Origin of the sequence: Pseudomonas gozinkensis, assembly GCF_014863585.1 — a bacterium.
GTDB lineage: Bacteria > Pseudomonadota > Gammaproteobacteria > Pseudomonadales > Pseudomonadaceae > Aquipseudomonas > Aquipseudomonas gozinkensis.
Genome location: NZ_CP062253.1, coordinates 4,554,797 through 4,580,396 on the forward strand (window position 1 = coordinate 4,554,797; position 25,600 = coordinate 4,580,396).

Annotated in this window: 12 protein-coding genes; 7 read left to right on the forward strand and 5 right to left on the reverse strand. The window is 63.1% G+C overall.

The features are described from left to right. Positions 1 to 45 precede the first annotated feature (45 nt). Genes dsbD through dsbG form a run of 3 tightly spaced genes read left to right on the forward strand, consistent with a single transcriptional unit; the run spans position 46 to position 3,394 of the window. Positions 46 to 1,776 carry a protein-disulfide reductase DsbD gene (dsbD, locus tag IHQ43_RS20200; protein WP_192561869.1) on the forward strand — a complete coding sequence of 577 codons (1,731 nt, stop codon included), beginning with the start codon at positions 46 to 48 and terminating at the stop codon, positions 1,774 to 1,776. Next, positions 1,776 to 2,648, forward strand: a complete 873-nt coding sequence (locus IHQ43_RS20205) for a TlpA disulfide reductase family protein (RefSeq protein ID WP_192561870.1) — start codon at positions 1,776 to 1,778, stop codon at positions 2,646 to 2,648. The genes dsbD and IHQ43_RS20205 overlap by 1 nt, the downstream gene beginning before the upstream one ends. Beyond that, entirely contained in the window at positions 2,624 to 3,394 is a 771-nt protein-coding gene (dsbG, locus tag IHQ43_RS20210; RefSeq protein ID WP_192561871.1) for a thiol:disulfide interchange protein DsbG, read from the forward strand. The genes IHQ43_RS20205 and dsbG overlap by 25 nt, the downstream gene beginning before the upstream one ends. Before the next feature lie 30 nt (positions 3,395 to 3,424). Here the strand turns inward: dsbG and IHQ43_RS20215 are convergent, their stop codons facing one another. Further along, positions 3,425 to 4,237: an alpha/beta fold hydrolase gene (locus tag IHQ43_RS20215; RefSeq protein WP_192561872.1), complete on the reverse strand. Its 813-nt coding sequence runs from the start codon at positions 4,235 to 4,237 to the stop codon at positions 3,425 to 3,427. A 243-nt stretch (positions 4,238 to 4,480) separates the two neighbouring features. After that, complete coding sequence (locus IHQ43_RS20220; RefSeq protein WP_192561873.1) at positions 4,481 to 17,482, reverse strand: non-ribosomal peptide synthetase; 13,002 nt, start codon at positions 17,480 to 17,482, stop codon at positions 4,481 to 4,483. Between the two features lie 380 nt (positions 17,483 to 17,862). Between IHQ43_RS20220 and IHQ43_RS20225 the strand changes: the two genes are divergently transcribed. After that, entirely contained in the window at positions 17,863 to 18,417 is a 555-nt protein-coding gene (locus IHQ43_RS20225; protein ID WP_096821112.1) for an RNA polymerase factor sigma-70, read from the forward strand. A 73-nt stretch (positions 18,418 to 18,490) separates the two neighbouring features. Here IHQ43_RS20225 and IHQ43_RS20230 read toward each other — a convergent pair whose 3' ends face one another. From IHQ43_RS20230 to IHQ43_RS20240, 3 genes are all read right to left on the reverse strand, one after another. After that, on the reverse strand, positions 18,491 to 19,504 hold the full coding sequence (locus IHQ43_RS20230) for a GNAT family N-acetyltransferase (protein WP_192561874.1): 1,014 nt from the start codon (positions 19,502 to 19,504) through the stop codon (positions 18,491 to 18,493). An 87-nt stretch (positions 19,505 to 19,591) separates the two neighbouring features. Further along, on the reverse strand, positions 19,592 to 20,389 hold the full coding sequence (locus IHQ43_RS20235) for a substrate-binding periplasmic protein (RefSeq protein ID WP_192561875.1): 798 nt from the start codon (positions 20,387 to 20,389) through the stop codon (positions 19,592 to 19,594). Positions 20,390 to 20,480: 91 nt separating this feature from the next. Continuing rightward, entirely contained in the window at positions 20,481 to 21,104 is a 624-nt protein-coding gene (locus IHQ43_RS20240) for a TetR/AcrR family transcriptional regulator (protein WP_007955773.1), read from the reverse strand. 194 nt (positions 21,105 to 21,298) lie between these two features. Between IHQ43_RS20240 and IHQ43_RS20245 the strand changes: the two genes are divergently transcribed. From IHQ43_RS20245 to atuC, 3 genes are read left to right on the forward strand one after another with little or no spacing between them, the layout of a single operon-like run. Further along, positions 21,299 to 23,089, forward strand: coding sequence for an acyclic terpene utilization AtuA family protein (locus IHQ43_RS20245; RefSeq protein WP_192561876.1), 1,791 nt, complete (start codon positions 21,299 to 21,301; stop codon positions 23,087 to 23,089). A gap of 12 nt (positions 23,090 to 23,101) precedes the next feature. Continuing rightward, positions 23,102 to 23,971: an SDR family oxidoreductase gene (locus IHQ43_RS20250; RefSeq protein ID WP_192561877.1), complete on the forward strand. Its 870-nt coding sequence runs from the start codon at positions 23,102 to 23,104 to the stop codon at positions 23,969 to 23,971. Positions 23,972 to 23,974: 3 nt separating this feature from the next. After that, positions 23,975 to 25,591 carry a geranyl-CoA carboxylase subunit beta gene (gene atuC, locus IHQ43_RS20255; RefSeq protein WP_192561878.1) on the forward strand — a complete coding sequence of 539 codons (1,617 nt, stop codon included), beginning with the start codon at positions 23,975 to 23,977 and terminating at the stop codon, positions 25,589 to 25,591. Positions 25,592 to 25,600 lie beyond the last annotated feature (9 nt).

The following is a 25,600-nucleotide window of genomic DNA, read 5'->3' on the forward strand; positions in this document are numbered from 1 at the left end:
CGCCGCCCATTGTGCCCCTCAATTGCACAGGGACAAGGCTCCTCCATGCGTCATTTTTTTCTGTTTTTTGCACTGCTGTTTTCGAGTCTGGCCCAGGCGGGGAATGATCCCTTTGCGTCAAAACCGGAGTTCCTGCCGGTCGACAAGGCGTTCGTGCTGACCTCGGAGCGTCTGGATTCCGGTGAGACCCAGCTGTTCTGGCAAATCGCCGACGGCTATTACCTGTATCAGAAACGCCTGAAATTCGAAGGACTGACGGCGCAAAACGTCCCGGCCCTGCCCGAAGGCGAATCCCACAGCGACGAGTATTTCGGCGAGCAACCGGTCTACCGCCAGGGACTCGAACTGAAGATCCCTGCAGCGGCCCAAGGCCAGATCAAGGTCAGCTATCAGGGCTGCGCCGACGCCGGTCTTTGCTATCCGCCACAAACCCGAGTGATCGACCTCGGCGGCAAAGCCGCAGCGACGACGGATGAAGCACCGGACCAGGCACTGGCCAGCGGTCTGCAACAGCATTCGCTGGGCTGGAGTCTGCTGGTGTTCTTCGGCCTCGGCCTGCTGCTGGCGTTTGCGCCGTGTTCGTTACCGATGCTGCCGATTCTGGCGGGCCTGGTGGTCGGCAGCGGCGCCACGCCACGTCGCGGTTTCGCGCTGGCCGGCAGTTATGTGGTCTGCATGGCACTGGTGTATGCAGCGATGGGCGTCATCGCCGCACTGCTGGGGGCGAATCTGCAGGCGTGGTTGCAGAACCCGTGGCTGCTCGGGACGTTCGCGGCCGTGTTTGTGGTTCTGGCGCTGCCGATGTTCGGCTTCTTTGAACTGCAATTGCCGGTGGCCCTGCGGGACCGACTGGAACACGCCTCGCGCAGTCAACGCGGTGGCAGTCTGGTCGGCGCCGGCGTATTGGGCGCGCTGTCCGGTCTGCTGGTCGGCCCGTGCATGACCGCACCGCTGGCGGGCGCCCTGCTCTACATCGCGCAAAGCGGCAATGCGCTGCACGGTGGCTTGATCCTGTTTGCGCTGGGCATCGGTATCGGCGTGCCGCTGCTGTTGCTGGTCACCGTCGGCAATCGCTTCCTACCCAAGCCCGGCGCGTGGATGAACCTGCTCAAGGGCGTGTTCGGTTTCCTGTTCCTCGCCACGGCATTGCTGATGCTGCGTCCGGTGATGGAGCCGTCGCTGTGGCTGGGCCTGTGCGGCGCACTGCTGTTGATCGCCGCTTACAGCGCCTGGAAACAATCCGAGGGCTTTGGTCGCGTGGCGCAATTGTTCGGTGCCGGTTCGCTGTTGCTGGGCCTGTGGGGCAGTCTGCTCGTGGTCGGTGCGGCGGGCGGCAGTGACGATCCGTATCAGCCGTTGCAGGTGTACAGCGCCGGCCGCGTCGGATCTGCGTCGGCCAGCGGACACGAAGCCTTCACGACGATCAAGGACCCCGCTGCCCTGCAACGCGAGCTCGACACCGCCAAAGCGCAGGGCCAGTGGGTGCTGCTCGATTACTACGCCGACTGGTGCACGTCGTGCAAAGTCATGGAGAAACAGGTGTTCGGCCAGGCGCGGGTGATGCAGGCCCTGAGCGATGTGCGCTTGCTCCGACTCGACGTCACCGCCGACAATGCCGCCAGCCGCGAACTGCTCGGCCGTTATAAAGTGCCGGGGCCACCGAGTTTCGTGTGGATCGGCGCCGACGGCGAAGAGCGCCGCAGCCAGCGCATCACCGGCGAGGTCGATGCCGATACTTTCCTGCAACGCTGGACCACCACCCGAGACGCCCGTTAATGCTGACCTTCACCCTCGGCACCTTTGCCATCGCACTCAACCACCTGCTGCTGATCAGCGCGCTGGCGCTGGCGACCTTCGTCGGCTGGCGGGTGGCCAAGCGCGGAGGTGACAACCCCGAGTCGGCGCTGTTCAGCCTGTTTCTGCTCGGCATGCTGGCGGCGCGCATTGCGTTTGTCGCGGTGTACTGGGGGCACTATCGCAACGATCTGTGGCAGATCATCGACCTGCGCGACGGTGGTTTTCTCGCCTGGCCTGGGGTGATCGTGCTGTTGCTGGCGGCGTTGTATCGCGGCTGGCGCCGGCCGGGTTTGCGTCGACCGCTGGGTTTCGGTGTGGTCAGCGGCGTGGCGTTCTGGGTATTGGCGACCCTGTCGCTGAACATCTATGAGCAAGGCACGCGCCTGCCGGACATCACCTTGCGCAACGCCGCCGGGGAAACCGTGAAACTCACCGACTATCAGGGCGGGCCGCTGGTGATCAACCTGTGGGCCACCTGGTGCCCACCGTGCCGCCGGGAAATGCCGGTGCTGGAAAACGCCCAGCAACAACGCCCGGACCTGACGTTCCTGTTCGTCAACCAGGCCGAAAGCATGCAAAGCGTCGCCACGTTTCTCGAAACCCAGGGCTTGAGCCTGAACAACGTGCTGTTTGATCGCAGCGGACGCCTCGGCCAGGCCGTGGGTTCCATGGCCCTGCCGACTACGCTGTTCTATAGCCCGGACGGTCGCCTGCTGGGCAGCCATCTGGGCGAGTTGTCGAACGCCAGCCTGGCCCGCGCCCTGGAAAACTTCGACACCAAAGCTTCCAGCCAGAATCCGGCCACCTCTTCTTCAAGGAAACTGCCATGCCCCGCCTCCGCCACCTGCTGACGCTGACCATGAGCGCAGCCCTGCTGCACTTGCCGTCGGTCCAGGCCGCCGAAGAACTGCCTGAAGCGATCAAGAAGATCGAAGCCAAGGGCGCAAAAATCGTCGGCCAGTTCGATGCGCCGGACGGCTTGCGCGGTTACGCCGCGCAATACCAGAACCGCGGCATGGCGCTGTACCTGACGCCAGACGGCAAGCACGTGCTGCTGGGCAATCTGTACGACGCCGACGGCAACGACCTGAGCAGCGCGCCGCTGCAAAAACTGGTCTACGCACCGATGGCCAAGGAAGTCTGGGCCAAGTTCGAGGCCAGCAACTGGATTCAGGACGGCAACAAGGATGCGCCGCGCACCGTGTACCTGTTCAGTGATCCGAACTGCCCGTACTGCAACATGTTCTGGGAACAGGCCCGCCCATGGGTCAAGGCCGGCAAGGTGCAACTGCGGCACATCATGGTCGGCATCATCCGCGAAGACAGCCCGGCCAAATCAGCCGCCCTGCTCGCCGCCAAGGACCCGAGCAAAGCCCTGGAAGATCACGAGAAGGCGGGCAAGGCCAGCACGCTCAAGGCCTTGAAGGACATTCCGGTCGACGTACAGACCAAACTCGCGGCGAACATGCAGTTGATGGAAGACCTGGACTTGCAGGCCACCCCGGCGATCTTCTACATGGACGACAAGGGCGAACTGCAACAACAGCAAGGCGCACCGACGCCGGACAAACTGGCGAAGATTCTCGGCCCGAAATAAAAAACGCCCACGCAATGCGTGGGCGTTTCGTTACTTCAGCCCGGCCAGAAACTTCAGCAGCGTGTCGGTCACAAACGACGGATTCTCCAGATTGGAGATATGCCCCGCCTCCGGCACCAGCACATTTGGGCAGCCAATCAGCTCAGCCATTTCCCGTGCTTCCGACGGCGGGCGTGGCTTGTCCTGATCGCCGCAGACCACCAGCGTGGTGGCCGCATTCAGCTCGCCCAGACGCGGCAACAGATCGTCACGGCCAAAGGTGATGCGCCCCATCGGTACGATGCTTTCGCGCAGGTGTTCAGCTGAATAGCCGGCGAGTTTTGCGCGGAAATCCTGATACAGCGCCGACGCCCGATCGATGCCCGGACGGAAGAAGATCGGCACCACGATATCCAGCAGTTGCTCGGAGATTGCGCCGCTTTCCTCGATCTGTTTGAACAGCGAGAAATAGTACTGGCGAGTCGGCTCCGGCTCGACGCCGACGTAAGTGTCCATCAGCACCAGCCCGTTGAGCCGCTGCGGCGCCGACAACGCCAGACGCACGCCCCACATGCCGCCGACCGACAGCCCGACCAGCGTCACCCGGTCGATGTCCAGATGATCGAGCAAGGCCAGGGCCTGACGGGCGATGTCGTCCAGCGAAGCGGTGCCTTCAGGCAAGCGACCGGATTCACCATGGCCCCACAGATCCAGTGCAATCACCCGATAGTGCGCCGACAGCGCGGCGATCTGCGGTGCCCACATGGCCTGGTCCCACAGGTAGCTGCCGGCCAGCAACACCGCCGGGCCTGAGCCTTGATCAATGTAGTGAAGCGCCTGTCCGTCAACTTCGAAGAAAGCCATCGATCACCCCCGCTACAAAAAAGAGAACCGGCAGACTGGGCTGCCGGTTCGGGATCGTCAACTATACAAACGTACACCAATGCACCGGCTGAATTGCATTGAACGCACCGACGCCATCGCTGGCAAGCCAGCTCCCACAGGTTCCGGCGATGTTCACAGGTTTTGTATACGACGCTAACCCTGTGGGAGCTGCGGTGCGACGACTCGACTTGCCAGCGATGAGGCCGGTACAGACGCTGGAAACTACAAGCCTTCCAGTTCTGCCATCAGGTCATTCAGGCGATCAACCTTCTCCTCGGTAATGTCGCTGGCCGCCAGCCCTTCGATGTACCCCGCCAGTTCCTCCACCGTGCTGCACTCGAACATCGCCCGCAGCGGTACGTCCCGTTGCAGAGCTTTCTGCACCCGCGAGGCAATCTGCGTGGCGAGCAGCGAGTGGCCGCCGAGTTCGAAGAAGTTGTCGCGTACCCCGACCTTCTCGACCTTGAGCACCTCGGCCCAGATATCGGCCAGGGTCTGCTCCAGATCGCTGCGCGGCGCCAGGTAATCCTGGCTCTGCAACTGGCCGATCTCCAGCGCCGGCAAGGCTTTGCGGTCGAGTTTGCCGTTGGCGTTGAGCGGCAACCGGTCGAGCCACAACCAGTGCAGCGGCACCATGTATTCCGGCAGTTCGGCGCGCAGGCGCTGCTTGATCCGCTCCAGACGTTCACTCGGATTCAGCGCTGTATCGGCGGCGACGAGGTATCCGACCAGATGCTTGCCGTTGACGCCTTCCTGCACGCCGACTGCCCCGTCACGAACTTCCGGTTGCTCATGCAGACGCGCCTCGATTTCACCCAGCTCGATCCGGTAACCGCGGATCTTCACCTGATGGTCGACCCGGCCGACGTACTCCAGCACCCCGTCACTGCGGCGGCGCGCCAGATCACCGGTGCGATACAGACGTTCGCCCGGCGCACCGAACGGATTCGGCACGAACACCGGCGCGGTGCGCAGCGGATCGCTGACATAACCACGACCGACACCGGTGCCCGCCACACACAACTCACCCACCGCACCGAGCGGCACCAGATCCAGCGCGCCATCGAGCAGGTACAGCAAGTTGTTGTCAGTCGGCGTACCGATCGGCAGGTAGCTGCCGCGAGTCGAGGCCAGGTCGACGCGGAAGAACGCCACGTCGTCCGAGCACTCCGCCGGGCCATAAGCGTTGACCAGACCGATCTGCGGATAACGCAGCAGCCATTGGTGCGCCAGTTCCGGCGGCATTGCTTCACCGGTCGGCAGCATCCAGCGCAGGCCATCCAGGCTCAGGCGATCCGAAGCGAGCATGCCCTGAATCAGCGACGGCACGCTTTCCAGCACGGTGATGCCCTGCTGTTGCACATGCACCAGCAAACCCTGCGGATCGTGGGCGATGGTGTTCGGCACGATGTCCACTCGCGCCCCGAACAGCGGCGCGGCGAGGAACTGCCAGACCGAAATGTCGAAGCTTTGCGAAGCGGTCTGGGCGATCACATCGGCGTCGCTGAGGTTCAGGTAAGGCACCTTGCTCAACTGGTTGTTGAGCATGCCGCGCTGCTCGACCATCACGCCTTTCGGCAACCCGGTGGAACCGGAGGTGTAGATCACGTAGGCCAGATTGTCCGGGCCGCTGAAGAGGCCCGGATTCGCCGACGACACCGCGCCCGCCTGAACCTCTTCCCACACCAGCAAGCGTGGACGGTTGGCGCAGCTGAACTCGTCCAGCAAGGTCGTCGCCTGTTCATGGCAAGCCTCGGTGCACACCAGCACCGGCGTGCGGCTGAGCTCAATGATGCGTTGCAGGCGCTGGCTCGGCAGACCCGGATCCAGTGGCAGGTAACCGGCACCGGCCTTGAAGCTGCCGATGATCATGCCCAGCAGATCCAGATTACGTTCGCCCAGCAGCGCCACCGGTTGATCCATCTGCACCCCGGCCGCAACCAGCGCATGGCCGAGGCGGTTGGCGTTCTGGTTCAGTTGCTCGTAGCTCAGTTGCTGATCGAGGCAACTGGCGGCGATACGTTGTGGATGTTGCGCGACCTGTGCTTCGAACAGCTCGACGTAGCTCTGCTCCAGCGGATAGTCGTGCTCACTCTGGTTGCAGCCGTGGAGCAGGAAGTCCTGTTCCTCATGGCCCAGCAGCGGCAGATCGGCCATATCGCCATGGAAGCCATCGACCAGCGCCAGCAACAGACGCTTGAACTCGCCGAGCATGCGCTCGATGGTCGACTCGTCAAAGTAACGCTGGTCGTAAGACAGGTGCAGACCGAGGTCGTCGCCCGGATAGCAAACAGCAGTCAACGGGAAGTTGGTGTGGGTACGGCCCGAGTCCGAGGTCGCGTTGAGGCTCTGCGCGCGGTCCAGCACCGAGACTTCCACTGGGGCGTTTTCGAACACGAACAGGCTGTCGAACAGCGGCTGGCCTTTCGGCAGTTCACTCTGCTCCTGGATGTTCACCAGCGGCAGGTATTCGTACTCGCGCAGTTGCATGTTGCTGTCGAGCAGACCGCTCAGCCACTGACGCACACTGGCCCGCTGATCGTCCGCCGGGATCTGCACCCGCAGCGCGATGCTGTTGATGAACAGGCCGACGGTGCGTTGCATCTCCGGCATTTCCACCGGACGCCCGGCCACGGTCACGCCGAACAGCACGTCGCGGTCACCGCTCATGCGGCGCAGCACCAGTGCCCACGCCGCCTGGGCGAAGGTGTTGATGGTCAGTTGATGGGCCTGGGCCAGTTCACGCAGACGGGCGCCGTCCTCGACATTCAATCGGGTGTAGCGGTCGCCGACAATCATGCCGCCGCTTTCGCCGGCGTGTTCACGCAGGAACGGACGGTCGCTCGGGATCGGCGTGGTGCGCTCGAAGCCTTGCAGGTTCTGCTGCCACCACTGACGCGCTTCGGCCAGGCTCTGGCGTTGCAGCCAGCCGATGTAATCGCGGTAGCGCGGCGGCACTGCCAATTGCGCTTCACGCCCTTCGCCCAGAGCGGTGTAGATCTCGAAGAAATCGTTCATCAGCAGCGAGCGGCACCAGGCATCGATCAGGATGTGGTGGTTGCTCATCATGAACCAGTACCGCGCCGCGCCGACCTTGATCAGGCGCAGGTGGAACGGTGCCTGATTGAGCAGATCGAACCCGGCCTCGCGTTCGCTTTTCAGCAGCGCTTGCAGCTTCGGCTCTTGCTCGACTTCGGCGATGGCGCTCCAGTCCAGGTACTCGATCGGCGTGCGACCCGGCGTATGAATCACTTGCAGCATGTCTTCGCCGACGTTCCAGCAGAACGACGCACGCAGCGCTTCGTGACGGGCGACCACCGCTTGCCACGCCTGGGCAAAACGCTCGGGATCGAGCTCGCTGTTGATGCGATAGCGATCCTGCATGTAGTACAGACCGGTGCCCGGTTCGAGCAGGGTGTGCAGCAGCATGCCTTCCTGCATCGGCGTCAGCGGGTACACGTCTTCGATGTGCGCCGCCGGCACCGGCAGTGCGTCAAGTTGCGCCTGGGTCAGTTTCGCCAGCGGGAAGTCCGACGGCGTCAGACCACCGGCCTCGTCCTGCAGGCAATGTTCGATCAGGCTCTGCAATTCGCCGACGTAGGCATCGGCCAAGTCGTTGATGGTCTGGGCTTCGTAGCGTTCGGCGCTGAAGGTCCAGCGCAGCAGCAGTTCCCCGCCGTACACCTGACTGTCGACGCTCAACTCGTTCGGCAGCGGTGCGTGCGGATCGTGGGCCGCACCGACCGATTCATCCAGCGGACGGAACAGTGCATCGCTGCCGAAACTCTGGTCGAACTGGCCGAGGTAGTTGAAGGTGATCGGCGCGTTCGGCAATGCCGCCATGCTCTGACGGCTGGCATCATCGGCGAGATAACGCAGCACGCCATAACCGAGACCTTTGTGCGGCACGGCACGCAGTTGCTCCTTGATCGCCTTGATCGAAGCGCCCTGCCCGGCGGCTTCTTCGATGTTGTGCGGGGTCAGGCGCAGCGGATAAGCGCTGGTGAACCAGCCGACGGTGCGGGTCAGGTCGATCTCGTCGAACAGGGTTTCGCGGCCGTGGCCTTCCAGTTGAATCAGCGCCGACGGCTGACCGCTCCAGCGGCACAGCACGCGGGCCAGCGCGGTCAGCAACAGGTCGTTGACCTGCGTGCGATAGGCGCTCGGCGCCTGTTGCAGCAGTTGCTTGGTGCGTTCGGCATCCAGTCGCACGCTGACGGTTTGCGCGTGACGATTCTGGCGACCGCCCTCTGGACGTTCGCACGGCAAATCAGCAGCCGGACCGGCCAGTTGCGCTTGCCACCAGCTCAGTTCTTCACGCAGGGATTCGCTGCCGGCGTATGCCTGCAAACGCGCCGCCCAGTCCTTGAAGGCGCTGGTTTTTGCCGGCAGTTTCACCGATTGATCGGCGTCGAGCTGGCGATACACGGTCTGCAGATCGTCGAGCAGAACGCGCCACGACACACCGTCGACCACCAGGTGATGGATCGCGATGAACAGCCGTTGCTGAGTGTCCGGCCCATCAACCAGCACGGCACGCAGCAGCGGGCCCTGGGCAAGGTCGAGACTACGCTGGGCATCGGCGAACAGCGCAGCGCACTTGTCCATCGACGGCACGCGGACTTGCCACAGCACAGCGGCGTCGGTCACCGGTTGATGGGTCGCTTGCCATGCGCCTTTGATCTCGCTGAAGCGCAGGCGCAAGGCGTCATGTTGCTCGATCACCGCCAGCAACGCCTGTTCCAGACGATGCGATTCCAGCGCAACCGTCGGCTCCAGCAGCAACGCCTGGTTCCAGTGCTGACGCTCGGGAATCTCGGTATCGAAGAACCAGTGCTGGATCGGGGTCAGACGCGATTCGCCAGTCACCAGACCTTGTTCGGCCGTCACGGCTTCACTGCGGCTGGCAACCGCGGCCAACGTCTGCACGGTCTGGTGCTGGAACAGATCCCGCGGGCTGAAGTGAATGCCCTGCTGACGTGCGCGGCTGACCACTTGAATCGACAGGATCGAGTCGCCGCCCAGTTCGAAGAAGTTGTCGTTCAGACCGACCTGCTCGACATTGAGCACCTCACACCAGATCTGCGCGAGGGCCTGCTCCAGTTCGTTGCTCGGTGCCACGTAATCCTGACGATTGAGCTCCGGGTCTGGTGCCGGCAACGCGCGGCGGTCGAGCTTGCCGTTGGCGGTCAGCGGCATGCTCGCCAGCAGAATCAAATGCGTCGGCACCATGTAGTCCGGCAGTTGCGTCTTCAGATGCGCCTTCAGCGCTTCGCGCAGTTCGGCCTGCTCGGCTTCGCCTTGTTCCGCGACCTCGGTCACAAGATAGCCGACCAGTTGCTTGCCGCTTGGTGCATCCAGCGCCAGCACCACTGCTTCACGGATCGAATCGTGATCGAGCAGTCGGGTTTCGATCTCGCCCAGTTCGATCCGGAAACCACGGATCTTCACCTGATGGTCGATCCGCCCCAGGTATTCCACCAGACCGTCGGCGCGCTGGCGCACCAGGTCGCCGGTGCGATACATGCGCCCGCCATCGGCAGCAAACGGGTCGGCAACGAAACGTTCGGCGGTGATACCCGCACGCTCGTGATACCCCACCGCCAGACCGGCGCCGCCGACGAACAATTCACCGGTCGCGCCTTGCGGCACCAGCGCCAGATCGGCGTCGAGAATGTAGGCCACGCGATCACCGATCACACTACCGATCGGCACACTGCCGGCGCCCTCTTCCAGCACTTCAGGTGCAAGGCTGGCCAGCGGCATGACCACGGTTTCGGTCGGGCCGTAGGCGTTGAAGAACAGGCTCGGTTTGAACGCCGCACGAATCCGTTGCAGGTGTTCGCCGGTCAGCGCTTCGCCGCCGGTGATGATCATGCGCACCGGCAGGATGTCGTTTTGCGTCGCGAGGAACTGCGCCAACTGGCTGCCGTAGCTCGGGGTGAAACCGAGAATATTGATCCGATGTTCGCGGATCAGCCCGCAGATTTCTTCCGCGTCCCACTGACCTTGCGCACGCAGTACAACTTGGGCACCGCTGAGCAGCGGCACCAGCAGACGCTCGGTCGCGGCGTCGAAGTTGATCGAATAGAAATGCAGCTCGCAATCGTCCGGACGCATGCCGAAGCGTTCGATCACAGCCTGGCAGTGCATGGCGATTTCACCGTGGGACACCACCACGCCTTTCGGCTTGCCGGTGGAACCCGAGGTGTAGATCAGGTACGCCTGATGCTGCGGCAGGCTGATAAACGGCAGCTCGGTAGCCGGGTAATCGGCCAGCGCCGAGCTGTCTTCTTCCAGGCACCAGCGCGCTACGTTCGGCGGCAGTTCGCCGAGGGCCTTGAACATTGCGCGGTCGCTGAGCAGCAGGCCGACGCCGCTGTCTTCGATCATGTAATGCAGACGGTCGAGAGGGTATTCCGGGTCCAGCGGCACATAGGCGCCGCCGGCCTTGAGGATCGCCAGCAGGCCGACGACCATTTCCAGCGAACGCTCCAGCGCCAGACCGACCCGCACTTGCGGGCCGACACCGCGTTCACGCAGGGCCCAGGCCAGGCGATTGGCGCGGGCATCGAGTTCAGCGTAGCTCAGGGTCTGCCCGGCGAAGGTCAGGGCCGGCGCATCTTTGCGCGCCAGTGCCTGCTCGGCGAACAGGTGATGGATGCACTGATCGAGACGGCGCTCGCCCGGCTCGACGCCAAGGCTGTCGAGCAACAGCTGTTGTTCAGGCGCATCGAGCAGCGGCAGTTCGCTGAGACGTTGCTGCGGGTCGGCGATCAACGCTTCCAGCAGGTTGCGCCAATGTCTGGCCATGCGCGCAATCGTCGGCTCGTCGAACAGATCGGTGCTGTAGGTCAGGCAGCAACCGAGGCGATGGTCGAGGTCGGTGACTTCCAGGTTGAGGTCGAACTTGGTCGCCCGCGCATCGTTGGCCAGGTACTCGACGGTCATCCCGGCGAGCATGCGGCTCTGCTGGAATTCCCAGCGCTGCACGTTGCACATCACCTGGAACAGAGGGTTATACGCGGCGCTTCGCGGTGGTTGCAGGGCTTCAACCAGATGATCGAACGGCAGGTCCTGATGGGATTGACCTTCGATCACGGTGTGGCGCACCTGCTCGAACAATTCGCCGACCGACATCTGGCCGTCGAGCTGGCAACGCAGCACCTGGGTGTTGAGGAACGCACCGATCAGCCCTTCGCTTTCCGGGCGGATACGGTTGGCCACCGGCGCGCCGATGCGCAGATCGGTCTGGCCGCTGTAGCGGTAGAGCAGGGTCGCGAGTGCGGCGGTCATGGTCATGAACAGGGTCAGACCGTTCTGCGCATTGAAGGCGCGAACCCGTGCGGCGAGATCGTCGCTGAGGTCGAAACGGAACAGCTCACCCTGGTGACTTTGCACCGGCGGACGCGGACGGTCGCCCGGCAATTCCAGCAGTGGATGTTCGCGGCCCAGTTGCGCGGTCCAGTAGTCGAGCTGACGCTGACGCTCGCCGGACTCCAGCCAGTTACGCTGCCACACGCTGTAGTCGAGGTACTGCACCGGCAGCGGTTCCAGCGGCGATTCGCGGTCATCGACGAACGCTTCGTACAGCGCGCTGAGTTCACGGGCGAAGATGTCCATCGCCCAGCCTTCGGTGACGATGTGGTGCAGGGTCAGGACGAAGTAATGCTCCTGCTCGGCGGTCTTGACCAGACAGGCGCGCAGCAGCGGGCCGGTCTCCAGATCGAAGGGCAAATGCGCTTCGTCGTCGGCCAGTTGCTGGACTTTTTGCTCGAGCACATCGGCGGCGAGTGTCGAGAAATCCTTCCAGTCCATGCGCACGCCGGTCTCGGCATGCACTTGCTGACGGGCCACGCCGTCGACGCTCGGGAACGTGGTGCGCAGGGTTTCATGGCGCAGGATCAGCGCTTGCAGCGCCGCCTCGAAACGCCCGACATCCAGCACGCCCCGCAGGCGCGCCATGCCGCCGACGTTGTACGCCGGGCTGTCCGGCTCCATTTGCCAGAGGAACCACATGCGCTGCTGCGAGTAGGACAGCGGCACCGGTTTGCTGCGATCAACCTTGTCGATCGGCGGCTGTTTGTTGGTGCGACCGCTGGCCTGGATCTGGCGGATCTGCTCGGCGAAATCACCGAGTTCGCTGTGTTCGAACAAGGCACGCAGCGGCAGCTCGACGTCGCAGGCCTGACGGGTGCGGGAGATGATTTGCGTGGCCAGCAGCGAGTGACCGCCGAGGGCGAAGAAGTCATCGCGCAGACCGACCTGTTTCAGGCCCAGCACTTCGCGCCAGATCGCGGCGATCTGTTGCTCCAGCTCGGTGACCGGCTCGACGTGTTCGCGCACCTGCCATTGCGGCTCGGGCAAGGCACGGCGGTCGAGTTTGCCGCTCGGGCTCAGGGGCATTGCGTCCAGACGCATCAGTTGTGCCGGGACCATGTATTCCGGCAGCTCGGCAGCCAGTGCGGTTTTCAGGCGAGCGATTTGCCCGTCCTGATCTTCACTGGCATCAGTGGCGGTGAAGTAGCCGATCAGTTGCGGACCGGCGACGGTTTCACGCACCAGCACGGCGGCCTGCGCCACGCCGTCCTGAGCCAGCAGACGCGCTTCGATTTCTTCCGGCTCGACGCGGAAGCCGCGCAATTTGACCTGCTGATCGAGACGGCCGAGGTATTCGATCACGCCATCATTCGTCCAGCGTGCGCGGTCACCGGTGCGGTACAGACGCGCGCCCTGCTCATCCAGCGGATCGACCACGAAACGCTCGGCGGTCAGCGCCGGGCGACCGAGGTAACCACGGGCCAGGCCGATGCCGCTGATGCACAGTTCGCCTGGCACACCGGCCGGCACTGGATTGAGTTCACTGTCGAGCACGCGGCAGACCACGTTGCCCAGCGGACGGCCAATCGGCGAACGCTCGCCATCGGCCACGCTGCAATGCCAGTGGGTGACGTTGATCGCGGTTTCGGTCGGGCCGTAACGGTTGTGCAGTTGCACCGCCGGCAGTTGCGCCAGCACGCGGTTGCGCAGTTCCGCCGGCAGCGCTTCACCGCCGGAGAACACACGGCGCAGGCTGGTGCATTCGGCACTCAACGGTTCGTCGATGAACAGCGAAAGCAGCGGCGGCACGAAGTGCAGCGTGGTTACACCGTACTGCTGAACCAACTGCGCGATGCGATGCGGATCACGGTGTTCGCCCGGGCCGGCGATCAGCAGGCACGCGCCAGTGATCAACGGCCAGAAGCATTCCCACACCGACACGTCGAAACTGATCGGCGCCTTTTGCATCAGCACGTCGGTGTCGTTCAGGCGATAGGTGTTCTGCATCCATTGCAGGCGTTCGGCCAGCGCCGCGTGAGTGTTGCCCACGCCTTTCGGCTGGCCGGTGGAGCCGGAGGTGTAAATCACGTAGGCGAGGTTGTCGCCGTGCAGATGCAGACCCGGTGCCTGGCTCGGCCAGTTCTCCAGGTGCAGGGTGTCCATGGTGATCACGCTGACGCCTTCGCTGGCCGGCAAGCGGTCGAGCAATGCAGTCTGGGTCAGCAAGAGTTCGACGCCGCTGTCGCTGAGCATGTAAGCCAGACGCTCGGCCGGGTAATCCGGGTCCAGCGGCACGTAAGCGCCACCGGCCTTGATGATCGCCAACAGGCCGATCAGCAGTTGCGGCGAACGCTCGGCGGCGATGGCCACGCACACGTCCGGGCCGACGCCTTTGTCGCGCAGGTAATGGGCGAGTCGGTTGGCCTGGGCGTGCAGTTCGGCGAAGTCGAGGCTGCCGCCGTCCCACACCAGCGCGGTGCGATCAGGCGTCTGCCGTGCTTGTTCATTCAGCAGTTCCGGCAGCCATTGTTGCGCCGGTGCGCACGGGGCAATGCTCCACGCGTTTTGCTGAGTGCGTTCGGTAGCGGTCAGCAATTGCAGATCGCCGATGGTTTGTTCCGGGCGTTCGCAAACAGCGCGCAGCAGGTTGCTGAAATGTTCCGCGAGGCGCTCGATGGTCTCGGCGTCGAACAGCTCATCGGCGTAGTCGAAGGACAGCGTCAAGCGGCCGTTGCGGTCTTCTTCACTGTGCAGTTGCAGATCGAACTTGGCTTCGCGGCTGTGCCACGGCAGTTCTTCGGCGAGCACACCCGGCAGACGTTTGAGCGCACTCAGGTCGCGTTGCTGGTGGTTGAACATGACCTGGAACAGGCCTTGTTCGCGGGCCTGCGGGAAGGCTTCGAGCAATTGTTCGAAGGGAAGATCCTGATTCGCCTGGGCACCGAGTGCTGCCTGACGGGTCTGCGCCAGCAGCGCAGTGAACGGCAGACGCGAATCGACGTCGGCGCGCAGCACCTGAGTGTTGATGAAGAAGCCGATCAGGCCCTGGGTTTCCAGGCGCGGACGGTTGGCGTTTGGCACACCGATGCGAATGTCGCGCTGACCGCTGTAGCGATGCAACAGACTCTGGAAGGCCGAGAGCAGCAGCATGAACGGCGTGGATTGATAGGCCTGGGCGGTCTGGCGAATGGCATCGCTGAGGCCGGTCCCCAGGCGAACGCTGTGGCGTGCGGCGCTGTGTTTTTGCCTGGCGGAGCGTGGATGGTCGGTCGCCAGTTCCAGGGTCGGATGCTCGTCGCCCAACTGCGCTTTCCAGTACGCCAGTTGCCGCTCGCCCTCGCCTTGCGCCAGCCACTGGCGCTGCCAGCTGCCGTAGTCGGCGTATTGGGTTGGCAGCGGGGACAGTTCCGCGCGCTGTCCTTGGGACGCGGCGGCGTACAGACGCGAGAACTCGTCGATCAGCACGTTCAGCGACCAGCCGTCGGCGATGATGTGGTGCATGGTCACCAGCAACTGGTGATCCTCGTCATCGAGGCGCACCAGCGTCACCCACAACAGCGGGCCTTTCTCCAGATCGAACTGGGTGCGGGCTTCGTCTTCGCGGATCTGTTGTGCGCGGGTTTCACGTTCGCTGGCCGGCAGGTCGCTGATGTCGATCAGTTGCAGGTTGAACTCACCCGCCGCTTCGACCTGTTGCAGAGCCACGCCATCGCGCTCGAAGAAGCGCGTACGCAGGGATTCATGGCGTTCGATCAGTTGCTGGAAACTGGCGCGCAGGGCGTCTTCGTCCAGTTCGCCACGCAGGCGCAAGGCACCGGGAATGTTGTAGGCGCTGCTGTGCGGGTCGAGTTGCCAGGTGATCCACAGACGGTTTTGTGCCAGGGATTGCGGCAGTGCTTCGTTGCGTGACAACGCGGTGATTTCGCCTTGGGCGCTGCCGCCGTCCTGTTGCTGTTGCGCCACGGCGGCGGCGAATGCGGACAGGGTCGGGGCTTCGAACAGCAGGCGCAGGTTCAGTTCCAGGCTCAGCTCTTCGCGAACCTTGGCGATCACTTGGGCGGCGGCAATCGAGTTGCCACCGAGCAGGAAGAAGTGGTCGTCGGCGTTGACCTGTTTGACGTTGAGTTGCTCGGCCCAGATCTTGCCGATCAAACCTTCCAGTTCGGAGCCGGACGCGGTCGACTCATGAGCGGTTTCAGCGGTAGCCGACGGGAATACCGCGTAGCTGTCGAGACTGCCGTCGGCCAGACGATTGCGGCAGGCCGAACGTTGCAACTTGCCGCTGGAGGTCTTCGGCAGCGCGCCCGGATTGAGCAGCACCACCACGCTCGGCGCTTCCTGATAGGCTTCGGCCACGGCTTGGCGAATGGCTTTGATCAGCGCTTCAGGCGGGAGGACTTTCTGCACGCTGCGGCTGATTTCCGCCGCGATGCCGATGCCTTCTTCGCCATTCTGATTGACCGCGAATGCTGCGACGCGGCCCTTGCGCACCACTTCCACTTCGTTCTCGACCGTCTTTTCGAGATCCTGCGGATAGAGGTTGTGACCGCGCACGATCAGCATGTCTTTCAGGCGCCCGGTGATGAACAGTTCACCGTCGCGAATGAAGCCCAGGTCACCGGTGCGCAGCCAGGTCTGGCCGGCGTGCTGGACGAAGGTCTTGGCGCTGGCCTCGGGATTGCGCCAGTAGCCGTGGGCGATGCTCGGGCCGGTTGCCCAGACTTCACCGACGGCGTTGTCGGCGAGCTCTTCAAGCGTGTTCGGTTCGACGATCAGCACCGCATGGTCGGGCTGGCTGATGCCGCAGCTCATGATCGGGCTGCCTTCGCCCGGCTCGGCACGATTTTGCGCCAGGGCCAGATCGTCCACGCGCAGTGCAGGAATTCCTTTGCCACGCGGTGTACCGGCGACGAACAGGGTCGCTTCGGCCAGACCGTAGGACGCCATGAAACTGTCTTCGCTGAAACCGCACGCGGTGAATTTCTCGGCGAAGCGCTCGAGGGTGTCGAGACGGATCGGCTCGGAGCCCGAATAGGCGACGCGCCAGTGGCTCAGGTCGAGTCGCTCCAGCGCCGATTCGCTGACCCGCTCGCTGCACAGACGGTAGGCGAAGTCTGGCCCGCCGCTGATGGTGCCGCGGTATTGGCTGATCGCTTCGAGCCAGCGCAACGGCCGGCCGAGGAAGTACGCCGGCGACATCAGGATGCACGGCACGCCGCTGAAGATCGGTTGCAGCAGACCGCCGATCAGGCCCATGTCGTGGTACAGCGGCAGCCAGCTGACGATCACGTCGTCCGGGTTCACGTCGATGCCGAAGCCGTGGCGGATCAGCAGTTCGTTGGCCACCAGGTTGCCGTGGCTGACCTGCACGCCCTTGGGCAGCGCGGTGGAGCCGGAGGTGTATTGCAGGAAGGCGATGTGGTCTTGCGGCAGGGTCGGCTCTACCCAGCGTTCGGCCAGTGCAGTGTCGAGGGTGTCGACGCATAACAGCGGCGGCGCGCCTTCGATTTGCTGCAAGGCGTCGCGCAGGTCAGCGCTGGTCAGCAGCAGACGCGGCCCGGCGTCGGCAATGATCGACAGCAGGCGTTCCTGATGGTGACGCTTGGCCGATTCCGGCGGATAGGCCGGCACCGCGATCACACCCGCGTACAGGCAACCAAAGAATGCCGCCACGTAATCCGGGCCGCTCGGGAACAGCAACACCGCGCGATCACCGAATCCGGCCTCGGCCTGCAACGCTGCCGCGATGGTCCGCGCGCGCTGATCGAGTTCGCGATAACTGAGCACCACAGCCTGTTCCTCGGTTTCGGCAAGAAAGCGCAAGGCCAGCCGATCCGGCGTCAGGGCCGCGCGGCGCTGGAGGGCTTGGACCAGAGTGCTGGGGAGTTCGAACGCGTCGGTCATGAGGTTTCCTGCCTGAATTCGGCTTGCTGGTGGAATCGGGTTGGCTGCGGCATGCCCGTACAAGGCATGCGGGACACGGTCTTCGCCGACCGTGCAAGGCATTGGAATGCGGTAGGTCCGGGGCTGCGTACCCGGATCCATTCACCAATGAGAACGGATGACGTCTTGAAATAATTAGTCGGCAGGCTGGATCGCCAACGGGGCTGGGCGCTTGGGCGAGTGCGGCGGCGTGTCGCAGTTCTCAGATCGCACTGTTATGGATCATTAGTTCTCTTTCTCAATTGACAATCATTATCATTCAACATAATTTGTCGCTCGATGTGTAGGACGGCCCCGTCCCCCAGGCGTCCCACTAACCTATTGGCAGCAAGGTGATTTCCATGACGGAACAAGTATCCACAAGCAGGTGCGATTCACCGCTACTTCAGGCATTCGTCGACAATCGACTGATTCTGGTCAAGATTGCAGCCCGCATTACCGGCTGCCGGTCACGCGCCGAAGATGTGGTGCAGGATGCGTTCTTCCGACTGCAATCGGCCCCGCCGATCACGTCGTCGATCAAGGCCCAGCTGAGTTATCTGTTCCAGATCGTGCGCAATCTGGCGATCGATCACTACCGCAAACAGGCGCTGGAGCAGAAGTACGCCGGCCCCGAGGAGGAAGGGTTGAACGTGGTCATTCAGGGCGCTTCGCCGGAAACCTCGCACATCAACTTCTCGACCCTGGAACACATCGCCGACGCGCTGACCGAGCTGCCGGTCCGCACCCGCTATGCGTTCGAGATGTACCGTCTGCACGGCGTGCCGCAGAAGGACATCGCCAAGGAACTCGGCGTTTCGCCGACCCTGGTCAACTTCATGATTCGCGATGCGCTGGTGCACTGCCGCAAGGTATCGGGCAGCCGCGCTGATGCAGTGACCGCGAACCGTCGCTGAACCAAAGCAGAGCCCAAAAAAAGATCGCAGCCTTCGTTGAAGGGCTGCGATCTTTTTTGTTTTCAGCGCAATGTCACACCAGCGTGCAACGGTCGAAGAACCGCTCGCGCCCGAGAATCATCAGCGCCGCGCGCTTGTGCGGGAAGTCGAATTCTTTCTCGCAGTGGAAGCACTGGTTGTGCATGTGGCCGATCATCTTCGCGTTGTCGGCGCGCGGTTCGGCGACCACCCGCTGCGTGCGCGGATCATCCAGGAACAGGTAGTGCACCAGCGCTGATAGCCAGCTCGCCACTTTATGCGGGCCGCGATGATCTTCTTCACCGACCAGCATGTGAATGCCGCGATCGTAATTGTCGGCATCGTAGAACGGCGCGATGCGATCTTCCTTGGCCCAGTAGGCTTCGAAATAGGCAAACGGCTGATCATCGAAACAACCGATCAGGGTCAGCGTATGCGGATCCGCGTCGAGCTTGCTCAGGTACTCGCGATGCTGTTCGAGGCTGCCCTCTTCCTGCCAGAAACTGGCGACTCGCGGGCTGTTCTGCCAGCGATTGAAACGCGCAAGATCCTGCTCGATCTCCACCGTTCGCAGAGAAATCCAGGCACCGAGACGTGTATCGAAACGCCGATAAACCTCACCGCGCGGCTTCACCGGGCGCAGCGGATGACGCTTGCCGTTGCTGATGACCATTTGCTGCGGATAACTGCCCGTCAGCGAGTTGCCCAGCCACGGTTGCGGCAGTTGCCAGAACAGCGTGCGCTCACAGCGATACTCGCCCGCCACTTCAGTGCCCACCAGCAAACCGCTGAGCAAGGCTTCGGTTGGCGCCTGATCCAGTTGCCAGATCAGTTGCTGACGCGCCGGATCCCGGGCAAACAGCCAATAACACGCGGCCCACAGCGCCTGGCCGGGTGGCAGCGCATAACGTTCATCGATCTGGATCGGCCCCTGGCCTTCGCGATCAAGACGCAGGCGAATCAGCGGTTGCCCGTCCAGGCTCAGGCTCAGACGGCTTTCGGTGGCATCGGCTACCAGCTGGCTGCCCGAAGGCAGGGCCAGGGCAGTCAGGTCATTCAGATTGGACATGGGTCGGGCTCACGATAATCGTCGACAGTTCAACGATGGGACGTGAGCCGGGGCGGGAAATTTAGGCCGTTCGCCAAAAACTGCAGGTCATTGATGCAGTACCGGCACCACGGCAATCTTGTAAGGATCGAAGATCTTCAGCATCTGCCCGTTGTCGCGCAGACCTTGCAGCAGTTTGCCGAACGCCTCACCGGTGATCGGCGCCTTCGGACTGAGAATCGCGTAATGGTGGTAGATCTGGTCGATGCGCTGGGACACCAGCAACTCGTCACGCACCTTTTCATTGCGCAGCAGGTAATCGAACAGATACGAGCGGGTCACCAACGCGATGTCCGCGCGCCCGCGCAAGACCATCAACAGGTTGCTGTCGTGGGAATAAGTCAGCGTAGCGCTGTAGGTTTCAGCGAGGTATTTGGGATCGGCGTTGAAATTGGCGAATTCGTAGTGATAGCCGCTGTACAGCGCCAGGCGTTTGCCCTTGAGGTCGGCGAAGTAATTCTGCTGGCGACCGGGCTTGTTCTGCGCGACAAAAATCTCCGCGTCCTCAAGTCCCATGTCGACGGTGGTGTGGGGAATATCTTTCCAGCCCCACTCCGGGTTTTCGAAGATCGCCATGTCGGTGCGACCATCCTTGAAATCGCCGAACCGGCGAGGAATCGAGGTGGGCACCAGTTCGAAACGATAGTCGCTCTGAGCGCTGTTCAAGGCAGCGACCAGCTCCGGCAGCAGGCCGGTGTCAGCGCCGTTCTCCGGGCGAATGGTGTACGGCGGAAAATGCGCCGCGCCTACCCGAACCACCTGCGCCGCCGGAACAGGTAATACCCATAATGCAGCCAGCGCTGCGAGCATGAGCCCGGCGGCCGTCCGAATTGGCGAAGACTTCAAAACACCCCACTCCCCGAAAAAGTACCGATCATTGCATTCAAGCTAGGCGGTTTCGCCCAGTTAGCCAGTTTCCCGGCCCGATAGAAAGCGCCTAGCGCTCTTCGAGTACCAGAATCAGCGCTTCTTCGGCCAGTTGATCCAGGCTCAGGCTGCCGCCGGCACGGAACCAGGTGGTGGTCCAGGACAGCGCGCCCGTCAGAAAACGCCGGGTAATGAACACGTCGCCACGGATGAACCCCGCCTCCTTGGCCTCCCCCAGCACTTGCAGCCAGAGGTCTTCGTAGATATCCCGCAGCGCCAGCACTTTGGCCTGGCCGTCTTCGGACAGCGAGCGCCACTCATACACCAGCACCGCCATCGCCTCGCCGCTACCGCCCATGATCGACTGCAATTCGCAGCGGATCAGCGCCAGCACCCGCTCACGCACATCGGCCGCATCAGCCAGGGCCGCACGCATCAGGGCGGTGTTGTAGCGGATGGTTTCCTCCATCACCGCCCGCAGGATTTCATCCTTGCTCTTGAAGTGATGAAAGATGCTGCCCGACTGAATCCCCACGGCACCGGCCAGATCGCGCACCGTGGTGCGCTCGTAGCCTTTGTTGCGGAACAGGTGGGCCGCCACTTGCAGCAGTTTGCCGCGAGCGCTGTCCGGATCGGTCAGTTGGCCGGCATCGACCAGTTCACGCATGACCCTCAGGGCTTTTTGCTCGTCCACCCGTTCTCTCCTACAGTCGATCAGTCAAATGCGCCGTACGCCGCAGAAACGGCGGGGTTGCGCGGGCAATTTAAGCCGCCGGCGGTGACCAAGCAAGCGCTTGGGCAGAAGATAATTACAGGTGTTTACAAACCAAGCGCTTGCTTGGTAGCCTCGATGCACTTCTGTCACAGGTTCCTGAGTCGGAGATCAAAATGCCCACCACGGTTCGCATCGGATGCGCCAGCGCATTCTGGGGAGATACTTCAACCGCTGCCGCGCAGCTCGTGGCCGCAGGACGCCTGGATTATCTGGTCTTCGACTATCTGGCCGAAATCACCATGTCGATCATGGCCGGCGCGCGCATGAAGGATCCGCAGGCCGGGTTCGCCGGCGATTTCATCGAAGTCCTCTCGCCGCTGTTGCCACAACTGGCCGAGCAGAAAGTTCGCGTCATCAGCAATGCCGGCGGGGTCAATCCAAAGGCCTGCGCCGCCGCGCTGCAAGCGGCCTGCGACAAGGCCGGCGTGGCGCTGAAAATCGCCGTGCTGTCGGGCGATGACCTGCAACCCCACTTCAAACAACTCGCCTCCCAAGGCATTACGGAAATGTTCAGCGGCGCCCCGCTGCCGCCGATGTGCGTGTCGACCAACGCCTACCTCGGTGCACCGGGCATTGTCGAAGCGCTGCGTCTGGGCGCGGATATCGTGATCACCGGCCGGGTGGTCGACAGCGCAGTGGTCAGCGCTGCGCTGGTGCACGAATTCAGCTGGTCATGGCACGACTACGACAAACTTGCGCAGGCTGCATTGGCCGGGCACATCATCGAATGTGGCGCGCAGTGCACCGGCGGCAATTTCACCGACTGGCGCGATGTGCCGGATTACGAGCACATCGGTTTTCCCATCGTCGAAGTCAGCGCAGACGGCCAGTTCATCGTCAGCAAACCCGAAGGCTCCGGCGGGCTGGTTACGCCGCTGACCGTCGGCGAGCAGATGCTCTACGAAATCGGTGACCCTCAGGCCTATCTGTTGCCCGATGTGGTCTGCGATTTCAGCCAGGTCAAACTCCAGCAACAAGGCAAAAACGCCGTCCGGGTCCATGGCGCCAAAGGCCTGCCGCCCAGCGACCAATACAAGGTCAGCGCGACTTATCCGGACGGTTTCCGCTGCACCGCCAGTTGTCTGATCGCCGGTATCGATGCGGTGGAAAAAGCCCGACGCGTCAGTCAGGCAATCATCGACAAGACCTCGGGAATGCTCGAACAACGAGGCTGGGGGCCCTACACCGAAACCCACATCGAACTGCTCGGCAGCGAAGCCACCTACGGCCCTCACGGCCAGCGCCGGGACAGCCGCGAAGTGGTGATCAAACTCGCCGTGCGCCACCCGAACAAACAGGCGCTGGTCCTGTTCTCCCGGGAAATCGCCCAGGCCGCGACCGGCATGGCGCCGGGGCTGACCGGTATCGTCGGCGGGCGGCCGACGGTGTATCCGCTGATCCGGCTGTTCTCGTTCCTGATCGACAAAAGTGCCTGCACATTGCAGATCGACATCGCCGGCGAATCTCACCCTTTCGCCCTGCCCGCCCCCGCCACCCTCGACAGCCAGGATCTGCCCCTGCCCCACGAAACGCCCAAACCCCAGGGCCGCGCCGACGCGAGTGTGCCGTTGATGAAGCTGGCGGTGGCGCGCTCGGGCGACAAGGGCAACCACAGCAACATCGGCGTCATGCCGCGCCGTCCGGAATACTTGCCGTGGATCGCCGAAGCGCTGACCCCGGCGGTGGTCGTGGACTGGATGAGCCATGTCCTCGACCCGATTCACGGCCGTGTCGAGCGCTGGTATCTGCCGGGCACCCACAGCCTCAACTTCCTGCTGGAAAACGCACTTGGCGGCGGTGGCGTGGCAAGCCTGCGCATCGATCCGCAAGGCAAAGCCTTCGCCCAACAACTGTTGGAAATCCAGATCCCGGTGCCGCAGAGCATCGCCGAACAATTCGACTAGAGGATTGGCACCATGGCGTTCGAATCGATTTTCAGGGCTGATCTGTTCAGCGGCCAGACCGTCATCGTCACCGGCGGCGGCAGTGGCATCGGGCGTTGCACCGCCCATGAACTGGCAGCGCTCGGGGCCAACGTTGTACTGGTCGGACGCAAACCGGAAAAGCTTCAAACCGTCGCTGCCGAAATTGCCGAAGACGGCGGTCGGGCACACTGGAAGGCTTGCGATATCCGTGACGAAGAAGCGGTGAAGGCGTTGGTCAGCGAATTGATCCGTGAACACGGGCCGATCCACGGGCTGGTCAACAATGCAGGCGGCCAATACCCGTCGCCCCTTGCCTCGATCAACCAGAAAGGTTTCGAAACCGTGCTGCGCACCAATCTGGTCGGCGGTTTTTTGATGGCGCGAGAAGTGTTCAACCAGTCGATGAGCAAACACGGCGGCAGCATCGTCAACATGCTCGCCGATATGTGGGGCGGCATGCCCGGCATGGGCCACTCCGGCGCCGCACGTTCGGGCATGGACAACTTCACCAAGACCGCGGCATTCGAATGGGGTTATGCCGGCGTTCGGGTGAATGCGGTAGCGCCGGGCTGGATCGCGTCCAGCGGCATGGACACTTACGAAGGCGCGTTCAAGGCCGTGATCCCGACCTTGCGCGAACACGTGCCGCTCAAGCGCATCGGCACCGAATCGGAGGTCAGCGCAGCGATCGTGTTTCTGCTCAGCCCGGCTGCCGCGTTCATCAGCGGCAGCACCTTGCGCATCGACGGCGCGGCCAGCCTGGGCAGTCGCGCATGGCCATTGCACAAGGCGACCCACAGCGAATCCTTCAACGGTTTTCACCGGGCCTACATGCCGGACGTATTGAAGGACAAGGAGTAAGCCATGCCGCAGATCCAGTCCCAGCTCGACCCGCACAGCGAAGCCTTCGCCCGCAACCGCGCAGCGATGCTCGCCGCCATCGAGCAAGTCCAGCATCTCGAACAAAACCTGCTGAACAAGGCCGCCGAAGCCAAACCGAAATTCGACAAGCGCGGACAATTGCTGCCCCGTGAGCGCCTGAATCTTCTGCTCGACCCCGGCGCGCCATTCCTCGAACTGGCGAGCCTGGCCGGCTACAAACTCCACGACGACAAGGACGGCAGCTCGGCCGGTGGCGGCTTGATCGCCGGCATTGGTTACGTGTCCGGCGTGCGCGCCTTGATCGTGGCGAATAACAGCGCGATCAAGGGCGGGACGATTTCCCCGTCGGGTCTGAAAAAATCCCTGCGCCTGCAACAGATCGCCCAGGAAAACAAACTGCCGGTGATCACCCTCGCCGAAAGCGGCGGTGCCAACCTCAACTATGCGGCGGAGATTTTCGTCGAGGGCGCGCGCAGTTTTGCCAATCAGGCGCGGATGTCGGCCATGGGTTTGCCGCAGATCACCGTGGTGCACGGCTCGGCCACCGCCGGCGGCGCCTATCAGCCGGGGCTGTCGGATTACGTGGTGGTGGTGCGCGGCAAGGCCAAGCTGTTTCTCGCAGGTCCCCCTTTGCTCAAGGCGGCGACCGGTGAAGTCGCCACCGACGAAGATCTGGGCGGCGCCGAGATGCACGCGCAAGTCGCCGGCACCGCCGAATACCTGGCCGAAAACGATGCCGACGGCGTGCGTCAGGTGCGGGAAATCGTCAGCCTGCTGAACTGGAACGAGCAAATACCGTGGTTGCCTGAGCCGCAATTCAAGGAGCCGTTGTACCCCATCGACGAACTGCTCGGTCTGATCCCGGACGACCCGAAAAAACCCTACGACGTGCGCGAAATCATTGCGCGGATCGCCGACGAATCGCGCTTCCTGGAGTTCAAGGGCGAGTTCGATCAGCAGACCGTTTGTGGCCACCTGAAAATTCAGGGCCGCGCCTGTGGTTTCATCGGCAACAACGGCCCGATCACGCCCAACGGCGCGAGCAAGGCGGCGCAGTTCATTCAACTGTGCGACCAGAGCCAGACGCCGCTGCTGTTTTTCCACAACACCACCGGGTTCATGGTCGGCACCGAATCGGAACAGCACGGCGTGATCAAGCACGGCTCGAAACTGATCCAGGCCGTGGCCAATGCGCGGGTGCCGAAATTGACGATCGTGGTCGGCGGCTCCTATGGCGCGGGCAACTACGCGATGTGCGGGCGCGGGCTCGATCCACGTTTCATCTTCGCCTGGCCCAACAGCCGCACCGCCGTGATGGGCGGCGCCCAGGCCGGCAAGGTGCTGCGCATCGTCACCGAAGCCAAACAGCTCAAGGACGGCCTGGTGCCCGACCCGAAAATGCTCGACATGCTGGAGCAGGTCACCGCGCAGAAACTCGACAGCCAGTCCACCGCTCTCTACGGCAGCGCCAACCTGTGGGACGACGGGCTGATCGATCCGCGCGACACCCGCACCCTGCTCGGTTACCTGCTGGACATCTGCCACGAAGCCGACGTGCGCACGTTGCAACCCAACAGCTTCGGCGTCAGCCGGTTCTGATCGCCACGG